The organism is Klebsiella sp. C360 (assembly GCF_048822415.1).
Lineage (GTDB): Bacteria > Pseudomonadota > Gammaproteobacteria > Enterobacterales > Enterobacteriaceae > Klebsiella > Klebsiella quasipneumoniae.
Map to the genome: position 1 here is coordinate 339,637 of NZ_JBMEZZ010000002.1, position 19,587 is coordinate 359,223.

At 58.3% G+C, this 19,587-nt stretch carries 11 protein-coding genes and 1 pseudogene; 8 read left to right on the plus strand and 4 right to left on the minus strand.

Translation table 11 applies throughout. From position 1 onward, the window contains the following. Positions 1-168 precede the first annotated feature (168 nt). Positions 169-897 carry a bifunctional 2-polyprenyl-6-hydroxyphenol methylase/3-demethylubiquinol 3-O-methyltransferase UbiG gene (ubiG, locus tag ACOI7D_RS07715; RefSeq protein ID WP_023290485.1) on the minus strand — a complete coding sequence of 243 codons (729 nt, stop codon included), beginning with the start codon at positions 895-897 and terminating at the stop codon, positions 169-171. Between the two features lie 146 nt (positions 898-1,043). Here ubiG and gyrA point away from each other — a divergent pair, with 146 nt between their 5' ends. Together gyrA and rcsC are read left to right on the plus strand one after the other, a co-directional pair. Next, a complete protein-coding gene (gene gyrA / locus ACOI7D_RS07720; protein ID WP_004201688.1) occupies positions 1,044-3,677 on the plus strand; it encodes a DNA topoisomerase (ATP-hydrolyzing) subunit A in 2,634 nt (877 codons plus the stop codon). Positions 3,678-3,808: 131 nt separating this feature from the next. After that, a complete protein-coding gene (gene rcsC / locus ACOI7D_RS07725) occupies positions 3,809-6,649 on the plus strand; it encodes a two-component system sensor histidine kinase RcsC (protein WP_023290484.1) in 2,841 nt (946 codons plus the stop codon). Positions 6,650-6,693: 44 nt separating this feature from the next. On the opposite strand, the gene rcsB is transcribed toward rcsC, so the two are convergent. Together rcsB and rcsD are read right to left on the minus strand one after the other, a co-directional pair. Continuing rightward, on the minus strand, positions 6,694-7,344 hold the full coding sequence (gene rcsB / locus ACOI7D_RS07730) for a response regulator transcription factor RcsB (protein ID WP_002913007.1): 651 nt from the start codon (positions 7,342-7,344) through the stop codon (positions 6,694-6,696). Positions 7,345-7,359: 15 nt separating this feature from the next. Further along, complete coding sequence (rcsD, locus tag ACOI7D_RS07735) at positions 7,360-10,017, minus strand: phosphotransferase RcsD (RefSeq protein WP_064157264.1); 2,658 nt, start codon at positions 10,015-10,017, stop codon at positions 7,360-7,362. A 772-nt stretch (positions 10,018-10,789) separates the two neighbouring features. Between rcsD and ompK36 the strand changes: the two are divergent. From ompK36 to mgtE, 6 genes and pseudogenes are all read left to right on the plus strand, one after another. Then, a pseudogene (ompK36, locus tag ACOI7D_RS07740) lies at positions 10,790-11,908 on the plus strand (porin OmpK36). A gap of 103 nt (positions 11,909-12,011) precedes the next feature. After that, the gene (gene apbE / locus ACOI7D_RS07745; protein ID WP_023290481.1) at positions 12,012-13,064 is read left to right on the plus strand and encodes an FAD:protein FMN transferase ApbE; all 1,053 of its coding nucleotides are present in this window, start codon (positions 12,012-12,014) and stop codon (positions 13,062-13,064) included. A 73-nt stretch (positions 13,065-13,137) separates the two neighbouring features. Continuing rightward, positions 13,138-14,202 (plus strand): bifunctional DNA-binding transcriptional regulator/O6-methylguanine-DNA methyltransferase Ada, encoded by a 1,065-nt coding sequence (gene ada, locus ACOI7D_RS07750; protein ID WP_048297916.1) that lies wholly within the window; start codon positions 13,138-13,140, stop codon positions 14,200-14,202. Further along, positions 14,202-14,855 carry a DNA oxidative demethylase AlkB gene (alkB, locus tag ACOI7D_RS07755; RefSeq protein ID WP_023290479.1) on the plus strand — a complete coding sequence of 218 codons (654 nt, stop codon included), beginning with the start codon at positions 14,202-14,204 and terminating at the stop codon, positions 14,853-14,855. The genes ada and alkB overlap by 1 nt, the downstream gene beginning before the upstream one ends. A 74-nt stretch (positions 14,856-14,929) precedes the next feature. Then, the gene (locus ACOI7D_RS07760; RefSeq protein ID WP_109547096.1) at positions 14,930-16,573 is read left to right on the plus strand and encodes a multidrug ABC transporter permease/ATP-binding protein; all 1,644 of its coding nucleotides are present in this window, start codon (positions 14,930-14,932) and stop codon (positions 16,571-16,573) included. Between the two features lie 149 nt (positions 16,574-16,722). Then, entirely contained in the window at positions 16,723-18,159 is a 1,437-nt protein-coding gene (mgtE, locus tag ACOI7D_RS07765) for a magnesium transporter (RefSeq protein ID WP_023290477.1), read from the plus strand. On the opposite strand, the gene ACOI7D_RS07770 is transcribed toward mgtE, so the two are convergent. Further along, complete coding sequence (locus ACOI7D_RS07770; RefSeq protein ID WP_023290476.1) at positions 18,122-19,360, minus strand: SulP family inorganic anion transporter; 1,239 nt, start codon at positions 19,358-19,360, stop codon at positions 18,122-18,124. The two genes, mgtE and ACOI7D_RS07770, sit on opposite strands and share 38 nt — an antisense overlap. Positions 19,361-19,587: the final 227 nt, after the last annotated feature.

Below are 19,587 nucleotides of genomic sequence, written 5' to 3' on the forward strand. Positions count from 1 at the left end.
AGGTTGCGGAAGGGTAATAATCCGCAAGTCCACGTCGCATAAGGCCTGGAGAAGAAGTCAATAAAACAGAAAAAAAAATGAAAATTTGATCGAGTGCTGATTTCTTCATCGGAAGAAATAATCACGCGGCTTGATGCCGCGCAATCATCATAAGCGCAGGTGCTGACGTCACGCTTTTTTGGCGCTGGTATGCAACATATAGTTAACATCAACCCCCGGCGCCAACTTGAAGGTGTTGGTCAACGGATTGTAATGCAGGCCGATGATATGCTGCTCTTTCAGAGAAGTCTGATCTACCCAGCCCAGCAGTTCGGCCGGCTTGATAAACTTTTTCACATCATGAGTGCCTTTGGGCACCATCTTCATGACATATTCCGCGCCGACCACCGCCATCAGCCACGCTTTACCGTTACGGTTGATGGTGGAGAAGAAGACCTGGCCGCCAGGCTTCACCAGCCGCGCGCAGGCGTGGACGACCGACTGTGGGTCAGGGACGTGCTCCAGCATCTCCATGCAGGTGACGACGTCATACTGCTGCGGATGCTTCGCGGCATGTTCTTCAACCGTTTCCTGAACATACTCCACCTGAATTCCGCTCTCCAGGGCGTGCAGTTTCGCCACCTGCAGCGGCTCGGCGCCCATGTCCAGCCCGGTGACCGTCGCGCCTTCGCGCGCCATGCTCTCGGCGAGGATGCCGCCGCCGCAGCCGACATCGAGGACTTTTTTACCGAACAGGCCGCCAGAGCGTTCGGCGATATAGCCCAGCCGCAGGGGGTTAATGCGGTGGAGCGGTTTGAACTCGCCCTCCAGATCCCACCAGCGCGAGGCGACGGCTTCGAATTTGGCGATTTCAGCATGATCGACGTTAGGGGCTACCGACGTTTTTTCGGCATTCATGGGCGCTTTTACTCCTTTTCTGTTCAGACCTGCGAGTATATCAGCAGCGCGCCATGAATAAACCGTATTGCTTTACCTCTCTTAGCGCGGCTGTGTTATAATTTGCGACCTTTGAATCCGGGATACAGTAGAGGGATAGCGGTTAGATGAGCGACCTTGCGAGAGAAATTACACCGGTCAACATTGAGGAAGAGCTTAAGAACTCTTATCTGGATTATGCGATGTCGGTCATTGTTGGCCGTGCGCTGCCGGATGTCCGAGATGGCCTGAAGCCGGTACACCGTCGCGTACTTTACGCCATGAACGTATTGGGCAATGACTGGAACAAAGCCTATAAAAAATCAGCCCGTGTCGTTGGTGACGTAATCGGTAAATACCACCCGCACGGCGACTCCGCGGTATACGACACCATCGTGCGTATGGCGCAGCCGTTCTCGCTGCGTTACATGCTGGTGGACGGCCAGGGTAACTTTGGTTCCATCGACGGCGACTCCGCTGCGGCGATGCGTTATACCGAAATTCGTCTGGCGAAAATCGCTCATGAGCTGATGGCCGATCTTGAAAAAGAGACGGTCGATTTCGTTGACAACTATGACGGCACGGAGCGTATTCCGGACGTCATGCCGACCAAAATTCCTAACCTGCTGGTAAACGGCGCCTCCGGGATCGCCGTCGGGATGGCCACCAACATACCGCCGCATAACCTGACGGAAGTGATCAACGGCTGTCTGGCCTATGTCGACGATGAAGACATCAGCATTGAAGGGCTGATGGCGCATATTCCTGGCCCTGATTTCCCGACCGCCGCCATTATCAACGGCCGTCGCGGCATTGAAGAGGCCTACCGCACCGGTCGCGGTAAAGTCTACATCCGCGCGCGCGCGGAAGTGGAAGTGGATGCGAAATCCGGCCGCGAAACCATCATCGTGCATGAAATTCCCTATCAGGTGAACAAAGCGCGCCTGATTGAGAAAATCGCCGAGCTGGTAAAAGAAAAACGCGTGGAAGGCATCAGCGCGCTGCGTGACGAGTCTGATAAAGACGGGATGCGCATCGTGATTGAAGTGAAGCGCGACGCGGTAGGGGAAGTGGTGCTCAACAACCTCTATTCCCAGACCCAGCTGCAGGTCTCCTTCGGCATCAACATGGTTGCGCTGCACCATGGCCAGCCGAAGATCATGAACCTGAAAGACATCATCGCCGCATTCGTGCGCCACCGCCGCGAAGTGGTGACCCGTCGCACCATTTTCGAGCTGCGTAAAGCCCGTGACCGCGCGCATATCCTCGAAGCGCTGGCCGTGGCGCTGGCCAATATCGACCCGATTATCGAACTGATCCGTCGCGCGCCGACCCCGGCTGAAGCGAAAGCAGCGCTGGTTGCCCAGGCGTGGGATCTCGGTAACGTCGCGGCGATGCTGGAGCGTGCCGGTGATGACGCCGCGCGTCCGGAATGGCTGGAGCCAGAGTTCGGCGTGCGCGAGGGTAAATACTACCTGACCGAGCAGCAGGCCCAGGCGATTCTGGATCTGCGTCTGCAGAAACTGACCGGCCTTGAGCATGAAAAACTGCTCGACGAATATAAAGAGCTGCTGGAGCAGATCGCGGAACTGCTGCACATCCTCGGCAGCGCCGACCGTCTGATGGAAGTGATTCGCGAAGAGCTGGAGCTGATCCGCGACCAGTTCGGCGACGAACGTCGTACCGAAATCACTGCCAACAGCGCTGATATCAACATCGAAGATCTGATCAACCAGGAAGACGTGGTGGTCACCCTATCGCATCAGGGCTATGTGAAGTATCAGCCGCTGACCGACTACGAAGCACAGCGTCGTGGCGGTAAAGGCAAATCGGCAGCGCGCATTAAAGAAGAAGACTTTATTGACCGCCTGCTGGTGGCCAACACCCATGACACCATCCTCTGCTTCTCAAGCCGCGGTCGTCTGTACTGGATGAAGGTCTATCAGCTGCCGGAGGCCAGCCGCGGCGCGCGCGGTCGTCCGATCGTCAACCTGCTGCCGCTGGAAGCCGATGAGCGTATCACCGCTATCCTGCCGGTCCGCGAGTATGAAGAGGGCGTCAACGTCTTTATGGCCACCGCCAGCGGTACCGTGAAGAAAACCGCGCTGACCGAGTTCAGTCGTCCGCGTTCCGCCGGCATTATCGCGGTGAACCTGAACGAAGGCGATGAGCTGATCGGCGTCGATCTGACCTCTGGTCAGGACGAAGTGATGCTGTTCTCCGCGGCCGGCAAGGTCGTGCGCTTCAAAGAAGATGCCGTTCGCGCCATGGGCCGTACCGCCACCGGCGTACGCGGCATTAAGCTGGCGGAAAACGACAGCGTCGTCTCGCTGATTATTCCGCGCGGCGAAGGCGCGATCCTGACGGTGACGCAAAACGGTTACGGTAAACGTACCGCCGCGGCTGAGTATCCGACCAAGTCGCGTGCCACCCAGGGCGTTATCTCGATCAAAGTCACCGAGCGTAACGGTTCCGTGGTCGGCGCCGTACAGGTGGATGATTGCGATCAGATCATGATGATCACCGACGCCGGGACGCTGGTGCGTACCCGCGTTTCCGAAGTGAGCATCGTGGGCCGTAACACCCAGGGCGTGATCCTCATCCGCACCGCGGAAGATGAAAACGTGGTGGGGCTGCAGCGCGTCGCTGAGCCGGTCGACGACGAAGAACTGGACGCCATCGACGGTAGCGCGGCGGAAGGCGATGACGATATCGCCCCGGAAGCGGATACCGATGACGACATCGCCGAAGACGAAGAGTAATCGTCCCAGGTAAATGTTCTGAAAGGGCCGGGTATTCTCCCGGCCCTTTTTGCATTAACATTGCGGCAAAGCCGGTTTACCGCTACTTTAACCCCATTCTGTTGAGTCCCTGACGGCCGAGCATCGCCACATTGAAATATCTTGCCTCTTTTCACACAACCCTGAAGGTTTCACGTTATCTGTTCAGAGCGCTGGCGGTATTGCTGTGGCTGCTGATTGCGTTTGTCTCTGTGTTTTATATCGTCAACGCGCTGCACGAGCGGGAAGCCGAGATCCATCAGGAGCTCAATCTCAACGCCGATCAGGCCCAGCGCTACATTCAGCGTACGGCGGATGTGATTAAAGAGCTGAAGTACGTCGCCGGTAACCGGCTGTCGGCAGGGGATGCGGTAGCGCAAGGGCAAAGCGGCGATATTGCGATCCCCAGCTTTGAACCCCTGTATCCTGACTCCGACTGCAGCGCGATGAGTAGCGCCTGGCGTAATTCGCTCCAATCGCTGGCGTGGTTTATGCGCTACTGGCGGGATAATTTTACCGCCGCCTACGACCTTAACCGTATCTTTCTCATCGGCAGCGATAATCTCTGTATGGCCAACTTTGGCCTGCGTGACGTGCCGATTGAGCGCGATCAGGCGCTGAAAGTCCTGCATCAACGCATTGAGCAATACCGCAATGCGCCGCAAAACGAGCGCGGCAACAACCTGTTCTGGATAAGCCAGGGCATGCGCCCCGGGGTGGGCTATTTTTACGCCCTGACGCCGATCTATATGGCCAATCGCCTGCAGGCGATGCTCGGCGTTGAGCAGACCATCCGCATGGAAAGCTTCTTTACGCCGGGCAGCCTGCCGATGAGCGTGACTATCTTCGACGATAACGGCCAGCCGCTGATCTCCCTGGCCGGCGCGGAAAGCAAAATCCAGAGCGAAGCGAAATGGATGCAGGAGCGGATGTGGTTTGGCTACAGCGCGGGTTTCCGCGAGCTGGTGCTGAAGAAAAGCCTCGCGCCGTCATCCCTGAGCATCGTCTATTCCGTCTCGGTAGACCAGGTGCTGGAGCGGATCCGTATGCTGATCATCAACGCCATCGTTCTCAATATCCTCAGCGGCGCGATGCTGTTTGCGCTGGCGCGGATGTATGAGCGGCGCATTTTTATCCCTGCGGAAAATGACGCTCAGCGGCTGGAAGAGCATGAGCAGTTCAACCGCAAAATCGTGGCCTCCGCCCCGGTGGGGATCTGTATTCTGCGCACCCTCGACGGGACCAACATTCTCAGTAACGAGCTGGCGCACAACTATCTGAACATGCTGACCCATGAGGACCGCCAGCGGCTGACGCAGATCATCTGCGGCCAGCAGGTCAACTTTGTCGATGTGCTGACCAGCAACCATACCAACCTGCAGATTAGCTTTGTCCACTCGCGCTATCGCAACGAAAACGTGGCGATTTGCGTGCTGGTGGACGTTTCCGCCCGCGTGAAGATGGAAGAGTCGCTGCAGGAGATGGCCCAGGCGGCGGAGCAGGCCAGCCAGTCGAAATCGATGTTCCTTGCCACCGTCAGCCATGAGCTGCGTACTCCGCTGTATGGCATCATCGGCAACCTCGATCTGCTGCAGACCAAAGCGTTGCCGAAGGGCGTCGATCGCCTGGTGACGGCGATGAACAACTCCTCAAGCCTGCTGTTGAAAATCATCAGCGATATTCTCGATTTCTCCAAAATCGAGTCCGAGCAGTTGAAGATCGAGCCGAGGGAATTTTCCCCGCGCGAGGTCATGAACCATATCTCCGCCAACTATCTGCCGCTGGTGGTGCGCAAGCAGCTGGGTCTGTACTGCTTTATCGAACCGGACGTTCCGGAACAGATGTCCGGCGACCCGATGCGCCTGCAGCAGGTGATCTCCAACCTGCTGAGCAATGCGATCAAGTTCACCGACACCGGCTGCATTATCCTGCACGTCCAGTGCGCGGGGGATTATCTGCAGATTAGCGTCCGCGACACCGGAGAGGGGATCCCGGCGAAAGAGGTATTGCGCCTCTTCGACCCCTTCTTCCAGGTGGGGACCGGCGTGCAGCGCAACTTCCAGGGCACCGGCCTTGGCCTGGCGATTTGTGAAAAACTGATCAGCATGATGGATGGCGATATCGCCGTGGAAACGGAGCCGGGAATGGGCAGCCGCTTTACCATCCGCATCCCGCTGTATGGCGTGCAGAACACGCCGCAGATGACGGCGAACGGTTTCGCTGGCAAGACCTGCTGGCTGGCCATCCACAATACCTCGCTGGCGATGTTCGTCACCTCGCTGCTCAGCTATCACGGCCTCACGGTACGTCGTCATGCCGGAGAAACCCCGGACGCCGAGGATGTCTTACTCACTGACGATGAAGCGCTGAGCGGCTGGCAGGGAAGGGCGATGGTCATCTTCTGCCGTCGTCATATCGGTATTCCGCAGGAACGGGCCGCCGGCGAGTGGCTGCATAGCGTGACGACGCCGCATGAACTGCTGCCGCTGTTGGGGCGTATTTTCCACGTCGCGCTGGCCAGTGCGGACAATAGCCGGGCGCTGATGGCGCCGGAGGCGCAGGCCGGCAATAACGACGACATGATGATCCTCGTGGTCGACGATCATCCGATCAACCGGCGCCTGCTGGCGGATCAGCTGGGATCGCTCGGCTACCAGTGCGTGACCGCGAACGACGGGGTCGACGCGCTCAACGTCCTCAGCAAGCAACACATCGATATCGTGCTCAGCGACGTCAACATGCCTAATATGGATGGTTATCGCCTGACGCAGCGCATTCGTCAGCTTGGCCTGACGCTGCCGGTGATTGGCGTCACGGCCAATGCCCTGGCGGAAGAGAAGCAGCGCTGTCTGGAATCGGGGATGGACAGCTGTCTGTCCAAGCCGGTGACGCTTGACGTGCTGAAGCAAACGCTGACGGTATATGCGGCGCGGGTACGTAAAGGGCGGGAATAACGGGGAACTCCGTCTCGCCGGGGCGAGACGGAGAGAGCGTAGGGTTACTCTTTGTCCGTCGCGCTCAGCGAGACGGAGGAGAGGTAGTTCAGCAGGGCGATGTCGTTTTCGACGCCCAGCTTCATCATCGCCGACTTTTTCTGGCTACTGATGGTTTTGATGCTGCGGTTAAGCTTTTTGGCGATCTCGGTCACCAGGAAGCCTTCGGCGAACAGACGCAGCACTTCGCTCTCTTTCGGCGACAGGCGTTTATCGCCATAGCCGCTGGCGCTGATTTTTTCCAGCAGACGAGAGACGCTTTCCGGGGTGAATTTCTTCCCTTTCTGCAGCGCGGCCAGCGCTTTTGGCAGATCGGTCGGCGCCCCCTGCTTGAGGACGATCCCTTCGATATCCAGATCCAGCACCGCGCTGAGGATCGCCGGGTTGTTGTTCATGGTCAGAACAATGATCGACAGATCCGGGAAGTGGCGCTTGATGTATTTAATCAGCGTGATCCCGTCGCCGTATTTATCACCGGGCATGGACAGATCGGTGATCAGCACATGGGCGTCCAGCTTCGGAAGATTGTTAATAAGGGCCGTGGAGTCTTCAAACTCGCCAACGACGTTCACCCACTCAATTTGCTCAAGTGACTTACGAATACCGAACAGTACGATCGGATGGTCATCGGCAATAATTACGTTCATAGTGTTCATGTATAAGGCTACCTTCTACAGCAAGCTCTTGACGTAAGCGTCAATGTCGCTGATATATTTTTCTATGCCTTGCGCATCCTTTTCGCGAATCAGATGCTCAAGCGTTTCACATAACTGCTTGCCGGGTATCAGATTAAGCATAGCAAATGCCCCTTTGAGGCGGTGGGCGGTTTGTGCCAGAGCAGCAAAATCGCCCGCTTCGATTTCAGTATACAATCTCTGAACATCATCCGGTACCGTATCGGCAAACAGTGCGTAATAGCCGCTGGCATGGAGTTCGGCGTTACTCTCGTTTCCTGAGGTGGCGGGCTGAACCGCCTCCTCCGCCAGCTGCTGCTCAATAAGCTGCAGGATAGCCTCCTGCATCGCCGTGCTAATATTAAAGTTGACCCGCAGTTGGCCCGGGCCGATTTTGCGTATCCCAACCTCATCATCGCTTAAAAGCAAGCCCGAAGCAGTAAGATTAGACGGATTATCCGTTAAATACAGATCGAACGCTTGACTTGTCGCCCGATCGTCCGGCGTGATGCAGGACGCCCCCCAGCTCTCCAGCTGGCGGGTGACAATCCGCCGCACTTCGCTGGAGGTCACATCCAGCAGGACGATAACGTCATCCAGCAGATGTTCTCCCGCCTCTGGCGCCTCTTCGCTGGCCGGCATTTTCAGATGCAGGCTATAGCGAGTCCCCAGCGACTCTCGCGCTTTGATGGTCAACTGCCCGCCCAGCTTGCGCGTCATGCGGTCACATAACCAGAAGGTGAGGGCGTTCGCTTTGCCGTACAGATCGCTCTGGGTCTCATTGAGATACGGGAAGTGCATATTGTCGATCTCGTTAGCCGAGACCCCGTTGCCGGTATCGAGAATGCGGAAGGTCAGGCGATCGCTGGCCGACTCTTCCTGGCAGACGTCGAGGGTGATCTTGCCGATCGGCGTGGTGGTGACGGAATACTGGATCAGCAGCACCAGCGTGCGCCGCAGCGCTTCACGGTCGCCATAGCGTTGTTCGCCGGCAGGCAGCGCGTTATTGATAAGCAACTGCAGCCCCTTGCGCTTCATCGCCGGCAGCACCTCCGGTACGACGTCGTCGATCAGCTCCTGCACCGAGAACAGCGACTGGCTGGTTTTCCAGGCATCGCTTTCCAGCAGGTTAGCCAGCTGAATGTCATCGATCAGTGTGACCAGCTCATCGGCATGCTGCGCCAGCGTCCGGTTCTCCGCGCCGTCGAGCGCCGCTGCCTCGGCCGCCAGGTTCAGGGCGGGCTGCTTCAGGGCGCTGCCGATATGCTGCATAAAGGCCGCCCGGCCCTGCTGGTTTTTCTCATACAAGCGCTGGGCCTGTTTGAGCTTTTTATTGACCAGCACTTCGCGGTCCTGGTCTCGGATGATCAGGATCTGCGTGCGCGGCGCTACCTGGCTGCGATACTGGCGGATCTCATACTGTTCGTTGTTGACGGTGGCCTGGATCACCCCCTGATGCTGGTCCGCCATGTTGGTGATGTTCTGCAGGTTCAGGTGCGGAAGCAGATGGTCGGCAATCGGGTTGCTGATCACCGTTCGGTTGGCTTCCTGATCGTGGACGAGCAGCCCCAGCGGCAGCAAAGACACAATTTCTTCATTAATGGCGCGCAGTAAACGCAGTTCGCTATTGGCGGCGGAGGGGAGCCCGGCGCCCGAGGCGCTGCTGCGTCCTTTATAATGCCGAAAGGTGGCGAAACCGAACAGGGCCAGCGCCAGCAGGCCAATGTTAAGCAGCAGCGGCAGAAGAATGTTCTGCAGGGACTCCAGCAGCATGGTGCTCATCGGGACCGTCCACAGCACCTGCATACCGGTGGTGCTGATGTCGGTGGCGATGTCAATCTGCATGCCGTTGAAGGTGATCCCGATATGATCGCTAGCCTCTTTCTCGGGGCTGGCGGCAACATTCTGCGAGGGATCAGGCTCGATACGGAAGCTGTCCAGCGCCATGCCCGGCGGGATCAGATCGTTAATCGGCAGGTCGAAGGCGACCACTGTCGCCAGGTGTCCTGGCTGATTGAAGGTAGTACGTAACGTAAAGTAGTGCGCGTTCTGCCAGGCAAGATGGCGCAGCGGCGAGAAGGTCTCGCGCTCATCAAGGGTATTGGCCTGCAGCAGCATTTCCGCGCGCCGGGATTCCACCACGCTGCTGATGGTTGACTCTTTAAAGCTTGAGGAGAGGTCCTTCAACGGCAGGGTGGAGATGAGAATCAGGCTATTATCCAGACCATTGAGATAGTACATAGACCACGGAATGGTCTCCGCACCCCATAAAATATCCAGATAATCGGACATTTTCTGCGTCATCTCGAGGGTCGAGCTGTCGTGGGAGCCAAAGATCAGGGCTTCGGTTTTACGTCGGGGCTTCTCCAGATAGTACACGTCCTGCTTTAAACGCGTCTCCTGCAGGCCGCCGCTGGCGGTGTTGGAAGAGGTGGCGGCGATATTGTCGTAGATTTGCCAGGTGGCATAGCGCCAGGTATCAATGCGCTGGTGCAGGGCATGAGAGACATCAACCACCTGATAGCTCTTCTCTTTCAGCCAGGCATTGACGGCGCTTTGAATCATCACCCCCATCGTCGCCAGCAGGACAATAACCATCAAAATGAAGAAGCGGCTGATGTTGCCGGGGATCAGAGAGAATTTTTTCGGGGTCATCTTGTGGCTGAACGACTCATCATTGTTTGTAAACAGGATGTAGCGCCAGAGTAACTGGCAACAAAAAAGATGCTGCAGGCAGTATAAAGGCTAATGGCGTAAATCCATACTACAGATTGGCGCCAGCGGCGCGATACCGCCCAGGAATTATCTTAGAAACGAAGCGTAAATGAAACCGCGTCCGCAAGGCTGACAGCTGACGATATTGGCAGAAACAAAAGCGAAGAATCGCACGAAATAACAAGACATTGGCAGAATAAGTACGAAAGGCGGCCTAATTGATTGATTAATAGTCGTTAGGGAATCATTGGCTGTAGCACAGATAAATTAAAGTTGTGTAAAGAAGGGTAAAAAAAACCGGATGCGAGGCATCCGGTTGAAATAGGGGTAAACAGACATTCAGAACTGAATGACGGTAATAAATAAAGTTAATGATGATAGCGACTCTTATTTTAGTCACCAATGATCATTTTGTTTTACCATTCAGTGCTATAGGCTTGGTTTTGTATATCGTATTGATTTTGAATGGCTAAATAATTTTTTTGATTATTAGTGCGTATTTCCCTGGCCATTTTGGGGTGAAAAAAAGTTCCGCTGCATTTACAAATTGAAACATCTTGTGGGAACTTTGAAACATCTTAGAAGTTTTAGTATCATATTCTTGTTGGATTATTCTGCATTTTGCAGCACAATGAAATAGCCGACTGATTAGAAGGGTAATCAGTAAGCAGTGGCATAATAAAAGGCATATAACAAACAGAGGGTTAATAACATGAAAGTTAAAGTACTGTCCCTCCTGGTACCGGCTCTGCTGGTAGCAGGCGCAGCAAATGCGGCTGAAATTTATAACAAAGACGGCAACAAATTAGACCTGTACGGTAAAATTGACGGTCTGCACTACTTCTCTGACGACAAGAGCGTCGACGGCGACCAGACCTACATGCGTGTAGGCGTGAAAGGCGAAACTCAGATCAACGACCAGCTGACCGGTTACGGCCAGTGGGAATACAACGTTCAGGCGAACAACACTGAAAGCTCCAGCGATCAGGCCTGGACTCGTCTGGCATTCGCCGGTCTGAAATTTGGCGACGCGGGCTCTTTCGACTACGGTCGTAACTACGGCGTAGTATACGACGTAACGTCCTGGACTGACGTTCTGCCGGAATTCGGCGGCGACACCTACGGTTCTGACAACTTCCTGCAGTCCCGTGCTAACGGCGTTGCAACCTACCGTAACTCTGACTTCTTCGGTCTGGTTGACGGCCTGAACTTTGCTCTGCAGTACCAGGGTAAAAACGGCAGCGTCAGCGGCGAAGGTACTTCTCCGACCAACAACGGTCGTGGCGCTCTGAAACAGAACGGCGACGGCTTCGGTACCTCTCTGACTTATGACATTTATGATGGCATCAGCGCTGGTTTCGCGTACTCTCATTCCAAACGTAACGGCGATCAGAACCGTTTGGATAAAGGCCGTGGTGACAACGCTGAAACCTACACCGGTGGTCTGAAATACGACGCCAACAACGTTTACCTGGCGACTTAGTACACCCAGACCTACAACGCAACTCGTTTCAGCGGCAACGGAGAGTCTGACTCTATTAGCGGTTTTGCTAACAAAGCACAGAACTTCGAAGTGGTTGCTCAGTACCAGTTCGACTTCGGTCTGCGTCCGTCCGTGGCGTACCTGCAGTCTAAAGGTAAGGACATCGAAGGCTACGGCGACCAGGACCTCCTGAAATATGTTGATGTTGGCGCGACCTACTACTTCAACAAAAACATGTCCACCTATGTTGACTACAAAATCAACCTGCTGGATGAAAACGACTTCACTCGTCGCGCTGGTATCTCTACCGACGACGTGGTTGCCCTGGGCCTGGTTTACCAGTTCTAAGTTGCAAGCTGTATAACAAAAAGGCGCCTCTGGCGCCTTTTTTTATGTCTGGTTTAACCTCGCTGGTATACTCTTGTCGCCCTGGTAAGAGGAGCCTCGATTAATGGATATGACTTTCTTTCGCGCCGCGCTGTTGGGCGCCTGCGTACTGTTCTCTGGCTGCGATTCAGCCACCACTCCCGCGACACCCGCCTCAACGGCCACCGTACTGGATGGTAAAACGATGGGCACCTTCTGGCGGGTCAGCGTTATCGGCGTGGATGAGGCAAAGGCCCAGGCGCTGCGCGCCAAGGTTCAGGCCCAGCTGGACGCCGACGATCGCCTGCTGTCGACCTGGAAAAACGACTCGGCGCTGATGCGTTTCAACCACGCGGCGGATACCCGGCCCTGGCCGGTGAGCGAAGCGATGGCGGACATCGTGACCCTGTCGCTGCGGATTGGCGCCAAAACGGACGGCGCGATGGACATCACCGTGGGGCCGCTGGTCAATCTGTGGGGCTTTGGCCCGGATAAACAGCCGGTCGCCACCCCGGATGCGCAGGCGATCGCCGCGGCGAAAGCGCGCACCGGCCTGCAGCATCTGCAGGTTATCAATCAGAGCGGCAGGCAGTTCCTGCAAAAAGACATTCCCGATCTGTTTGTCGACCTCTCCACCGTGGGGGAAGGCTATGCCGCCGACCACCTTGCGCGCTTGATGGAGCAGGAGGGGATCTCCCGCTATCTGGTGTCGGTGGGCGGGGCGCTGGTCAGCCGCGGGATGAATGGCGAAGGCAAGCCCTGGCGGGTGGCGATCCAGAAACCGACCGACCGGGAAAACGCCGTTCAGGCGATTGTCGACATCAATGGCCACGGCATCAGCACCTCCGGCAGCTATCGCAACTACTATGAACTCGACGGGAAACGTATCTCACACGTCATCGACCCGCAGACCGGGCAGCCGATAACCCATAAGCTGGTCTCGGTGACCGTTATTGCGCCAACGGCGCTGGAGGCGGACGGCTGGGATACCGGGCTGATGGTGCTGGGGCCGGAAAAAGCGCAGCAGGTGGTGCGCGAGCAAGGGCTGGCAGTCTACATGATCGTCAAAGAGGGGGAGGGCTTTAAAACCTGGATGTCGCCGCAGTTCCGTACCTTCCTCGTCGGCGAAAAAAATTAAAAAGCAAGATTGCGGGTTTTTTGCGGCGGGCTTTACCACAGACTGAGGATACACTTACAGCAGGAGACCCGTGATGAAACCGATAGTTGCCGATACCGATGACCGCCGCTGGCAGGCGGTCTGCGAGCGTGATACCCGGGCCGATGGTCAGTTCGTCTTTGCGGTACTGACCACCGGCATCTGCTGCCGTCCCTCCTGCCGCTCGCGGCGCGCGCGGCGGGAAAACGTGCGCTTTTTTGCTGACGTCGCTGCTGCCGTGGCGGCGGGATTCCGCCCCTGCAAACGCTGCCAGCCGGATAAAGCCTGCCCGCAGCAGCAAAGGATCGATAAAGTGGCGCAGGCCTGTCGCTTGCTGGAGCAGGAGGCGCCCCTGACCCTCGAGGCGCTGGCGCGCGAGCTGGCGGTCAGCCCGTTTCATTTCCACCGTTTATTCAAATCCGTGACCGGTATGACCCCCAAAGCCTGGCAGCAGGCGTGGCGCGCGCGACGCCTGCGCGAGGCGCTGGAGAAGGGGAAACCGGTGACCCGCGCCGCGCTGGCGGCCGGCTTCCCCGACAGCAGCAGCTATTATCGCCAGGCCGATGCCGCCTTAGGGATGACCGCCAGCCAGTTTCGCCGCGGCGGCGCCGCCGCCGTGGTGACCTGGACGACGGGCGACTGCGCGCTGGGCCGCTGCCTGGTGGCGCAAAGCGAACGCGGCGTCTGCGCCGTGCTGCCGGGTGATAACGATGCTGCATTGCTCGACGATCTGCGCCAGCGCTTTCCCCGCGCCGAGCTGCGCCAGGGCGACCCTGAGTTTCGTCGTCAGATGGCGGAGATTTTCGCCCACCTCGACGACAGCCGGCGGCCGGTGTCGCTGCCGCTGGATCTGCAGGGCACCGCGTTCCAGCTGCAGGTCTGGCAGGCGCTGCGGCAGATCCCGGCGGGTGAGACCCGCAGCTACCGCCAGGTGGCGGAGCATATTGGCCAGCCGCGGGCGGTAAGAGCCGTGGCCGGCGCCTGCGCGGCGAATTCGCTGGCGGTGATCGTTCCCTGCCATCGGGTGGTGCGTGAGAATGGCGCGCTGTCCGGTTATCGCTGGGGAACCGCGCGAAAAGCGCAGCTGCTGGCGCGCGAGGCGCAACGAGAGGAGGAGTAATGCTCGATCTGTTTAGCGATACCCCACCGTGGCAGGAGCCGCTGGCCCCCGGCGCGGTGGTACTTCGGCGCTTTGCCCGTGAGCGCGCTCCGGGGCTGCTGCAGTCGATTGCCGACGTCGCCCGTCAGTCGCCGTTTCGCCAGATGGTCACGCCGGGCGGGTACACCATGTCGGTGGCGATGACCAACTGCGGCCGGCTGGGCTGGACCACCGATCGTCACGGCTACCTCTACGCCCCGGTCGACCCGGTAACTCATCATACCTGGCCGCCGATGCCGGCCGTATTCCGTGAACTGGCGCTGGCGGCAGCCGCGGCCGGCGGCTATCCGGGGTTTTCCCCCGACGCCTGTCTGATTAACCGCTACCAGCCCGGCGCAAAGCTGTCGTTGCATCAGGATAAAGATGAACAGGATCTGCGGGCGCCGATCGTCTCGGTCTCGTTGGGCGTGCCGGCCATCTTTCAGTTTGGCGGGTTGCAGCGCAGCGACCCGCTGCAGCGGCTGCTGCTGGAACATGGCGATGTGGTGGTCTGGGGCGGGGAGTCGCGCCTGTTTTATCATGGCGTTCAGCCGCTGAAAGCGGGCCATCATCCCGAGACCGGAGACTGTCGATATAACCTCACCTTTCGGCAGGCGGGCCGTCCCGGCGATTAAAATAAGAATTATTCTTGATGTCACCGGTGAGCCGTTTAAACTGCTGGCTGTTTTGCTTTTCCGGATAGCCTGTTATGGAACTTCTTTCTCTCGTCTGGCGCCAGTATCGCTGGCCGTTTCTGGGCGTTATTGCCCTCAGCCTGCTCAGCGCCGCGCTGGGTATCGGCTTAATCGCCTTTATTAACCTGCGCCTGATCGCCACTGTCGATACCTCGCTGCGGGTGCTGCCGGAATTTCTTGGCCTGCTGGGGCTGTTGATGGCGGTGACCCTGGGCTCGCAGCTGGCGTTGACCACCCTCGGCCATCATTTTGTTTATCGCCTGCGCGGCGAGTTTGTGAAACGCATCCTCGATACCCAGATTGAACAGGTGGAGAAGATCGGCAGCGCGTCGCTGCTTGCCGGGCTGACCAGCGATATCCGCAATATTACCATCGCCTTTGTACGCCTCCCTGAGCTGGTGCAGGGGATCATTCTCACCTTCGGCTCCGCCGCTTATCTGGCCTGGCTGTCAGGAAAAATGATGCTGGTGACGGCCCTGTGGATGGCGCTCACCATTTGGGGCGGTTTTGTGCTGGTGTCGCGGGTCTACAGACATATGGCCAGCCTGCGCGAAACGGAAGATAAGCTCTATCACGACTACCAGACGGTGCTGGAAGGGCGCAAAGAGCTGACCCTCAACCGCGAGCGCGCGGAGTATGTGTTTAATCAGCTCTACCTCCCGGACGCCCGTGAATACCGGCACCACATCGTTCGCGCCGATACCTTCCACCTCAGCGCGGTCAACTGGTCGAATATTATGATGCTTGGCGCCATCGGGCTGGTGTTCTGGATGGCCAACAGCCTCGGCTGGGCCGATACCGCCGTGGCGGCGACCTACTCCCTGACGCTGCTGTTTTTGCGCACGCCGCTGCTCTCCGCCGTCGGCGCGCTGCCCACGCTGCTGAGCGCCCAGGTCGCGTTCAACAAGCTGCGCCAGTTCTCCCTCGCCCCTTACCGGGCCGATTTCCCCCGGCCGCAGCCGCAGGCTGACTGGCAGACGCTGGAGCTACGCGATGTCACTTTCCATTATCCGGACCATCGCTTTGCGGTAGGGCCGCTTAATCTGACGCTAAACCGCGGCGAGCTGGTGTTTCTGATCGGCGGCAACGGCAGCGGCAAGTCAACCCTGGCGATGCTCCTGACCGGCCTGTATCAGCCGGTTTCCGGTCAGATTCTGCTGGACGGCCAGCCGCTGGCGGCGGATAAACCGGAGGCGTACCGCAAACTGTTCTCCGCCGTGTTTACCGACGTCTGGCTGTTCGACCGTCTGCTCGGGCCGCAAGGCGAGGAAGCCGATCCGGCGCTGGTGGCAACGTGGCTGGAGCGTCTGCAAATGGCCCACAAGCTGCAGCTGGAAAACGGTAAGATCGGCGACCTGCGGCTGTCGAAAGGGCAGAAGAAGCGCGTGGCGCTCCTGCTGGCGCTGGCCGAGTCCCGGGATATCATTCTGCTGGATGAATGGGCGGCGGATCAGGATCCGCATTTCCGCCGCGAGTTCTATCAGGTCCTGCTGCCGTTGATGAAGCAGATGGGGAAAACCGTGTTCGCCATCAGCCATGACGATCACTACTTCCAGCACGCCGATCGCCTGCTGGAGATGCGTGCCGGGCAGCTGTCAGAGCTCACCGGCGAAGAGCGGGCGCAGGCCTCCCGCGATGCGGTGGCCCGCACGGCCTGATTCACGCTGCGCGCCCGGGGAAAGCCCGGGCGCCGCTGAAATTTTCAGCGTCTACATTGCTGACGGTTATTATTTCCCCCTCCTCGCGCTATGCTTAAGGCTTCCGGCCCGCAGGCCGGCTCACTATTCTCAAAAGGATTGCCCGACCGATGTCCGTTTTGCATAAAAAAAGCGCCCGCTTGCGTGACGAAGAGCGCGCCCGTCTGATTTGGCTGTTGAGCACCGATAAAGCGGTGACCTCTGCGCTGCTGGGCAAACTGACGCTGGCAGAACGTTACGATGAAGGTACGCTCGCCGATGACCTGGCCGAAGTGGAAATCCTGGTCTCGCATCTGCCGCCGCCGGATCTCGCCGATGCGCTGGAAGCGCTCCCCTATGACGCCCGCACCGCGCTGTGGTGCCAGGTGCCCGACGATAAACGCGGCGAAGTGCTGCTGGAAGCCTCAGAAAACGTCTGGGGCGACCTCATCGATAAGATGAGCGACCACGAGCTGCTGCAGGCGATGCAGCCGCTGGATATCGATGAACAGGTTTACCTGCTGCAGCATCTGCCGCGCAACCTGACCGGACGGTTGCTGGCGACCCTGCCGGCCGAGAAGCGCGCCCGTATTCGCCAGATCATGCGCTACGCCGACAACAGCGTCGGGTCGATCATGGAGTTTGAGGTCATTACGGTGCGGCCGGAGGCCACCCTGGCGGCGGTCCAGCGCTATTTGCGGCGTCTCGGTAAAATGCCGGAGAACACCGACAAACTGTTTGTCACCACCCGCAATAAGCTGCTGCTCGGCGAGCTGGAGCTGCAGACCATTCTGCTCAACGATGCGCAGAAGCGGGTGGGGGAGGTGATGGAGGGCGATCCGGTCACCTTTCAGCCGCACGAAGAGGCGGAGAAGGTGGCGCGCACCTTCGAACGTGATGACTTGCTCAGCGCCGCCGTTATCGATGCCGATGGTAAGCTGATCGGCCGTCTGACTATCGATGAGATCGTCGATGTGGTCTATGAAGAGACCGACAACGATCTGCGGCGGATGGGCGGTCTGAGCGATGAAGAAGATGTCTTCGCCCCGGTCAGCAAGGCGGTAAAAACGCGCTGGGCGTGGCTGGCGGTCAACCTGTGTACGGCGTTTATCGCATCCAGGGTCATCGACGGCTTCGAACACACCATTTCTCAGCTGGTGGCGCTGGCCTCGCTGATGCCGATCGTCGCCGGGATCGGCGGCAATACCGGCAACCAGACGATCACCATGATCGTCCGGGCGATGGCGCTGCAGCAGATCCAGCCCGGCAGCTTTACCTTCCTGATCCTGCGTGAAATGGGCGTTGCGCTGATTAATGGCCTGGTGTGGGGCGGGATCATGGGGGGCATCACCTGGTGGCTGTATGACGATCCGCAGCTTGGCGGAGTGATGACGCTGGCCATGATGCTCAACCTGCTGATGGCGGCGATGATGGGCGTCATCATCCCGATGGTCATGGTGAAGCTGGGGCGCGACCCGGCGGTCGGCTCCAGCGTGATGATCACCGCTATCACCGACACCGGCGGCTTCTTTATTTTTCTGGGGCTGGCGACGCTGTTTCTGATGTAGCCTGCGCTTTTGCCCGCAGGCGGCGGGGGATGATCGCCATCGCGACGATCCCCGCCAGCACGCCAATCGCCAGATTGCTGGTTCCCACCGTCGCGGCGACGGTCACCAGCATCACCAGCGTTTCCGGCCACGGATTGCGCGCCAGCTCGCCCGGGCGAATGCTGTGCCAGCTAAAGGTCTTCACCGCCACGATCACCATTACCCCGGCCAGGACCGCCATCGGGATCTTCGCCATCACCTGGCTGAGCGCTGTCACCAGCAGGAGCAGCACCAGGCCGGCGATCGCCGTAGAGAGACGGCTGCGGGCTTTGCCCATTTCCACGTTAACGATGGTCTGGCCGATCATCGCGCAGCCCGCGATACCGCCATAACAGCCGGCGAGGATGTTGGCGATACCCAGCCCGGCGCTCTCCCGCGATTTATTCGACGGCGTATGGGTCAGGTCATCCACCAGCTTAGCCGTCAGCAAAGACTCCATCAGGCCGACAAAGGCGATGCTGAGGGCGCACGGCCAGATAATCTGCAGCGTGGCAAGATTGAGGGGAACGGTCAGGGCGGTGAATCCCGGCAGGCCGCCGCTCATCGAGCCTTCATCGCCGACGGTCGGCAGCAGCTGGCCGGTGGTGACGGTATAGAGAGTGAGCGCGACGATGGCGATCAGCGGCGCCGGGATAGCCTTAATAAAGCGCGGCGCCCACAGGACGATAAGCAGCGTCAGGACAAACAGGCCGACGATGAGCGGCTGGCGGCTCCAGAAGTGCGGCACCTGGGCAAAGAAAATCAGGATCCCGAGGGCGTTGACGAACCCGGTCATCACCGCCGGGGGGATAAAGCGCATCAGGCGCGCCATGCCGCACAGACCAAACAAAATTTGAATAATACCCGCCAGAATGACGGCTGGCAGAATGTAACCCACGCCGTGCTGATGCACCATCGGGCCAATGACCAGCGCTACTGAGCCCGCGGCCGCGGTGACCATCGCCGGGCGTCCGCCGAGTAGCGACATCGCCAGACAGAGCACCACGGAAGCAATCAGGCTCACCTGTGGGTCAACGCCGGCGATGACAGAAAACGAAATCACTTCCGGGATTAACGCCAGGGCGGTGAGCACGCCGGCCAGGGCTTCGCGCGTCAGCAGCGACGGAGAACGGAGGATGGTGCGCAGGTTGCCGGAAGCGGCGGAGTCAGAAACTGGAGGCATAAAAAAAGTTCGCAGCTTATAAAAAAAGGAGGAGCGGTGTCAGACCCAGCTTCCGTGCGGTCTGTCACAAAACCAGGGATGATAGCGCGGAATCTACCAGCGCACCAGTACAAAAAGTGATTTGCTGTATACATTTATTAAACATTTTTATAACGGATCTCAAAACAGAACTTAAAATTTAAACAATATTTAAATTTTTGAGCTTCGGTGGTAACGTGAGGGGTGAG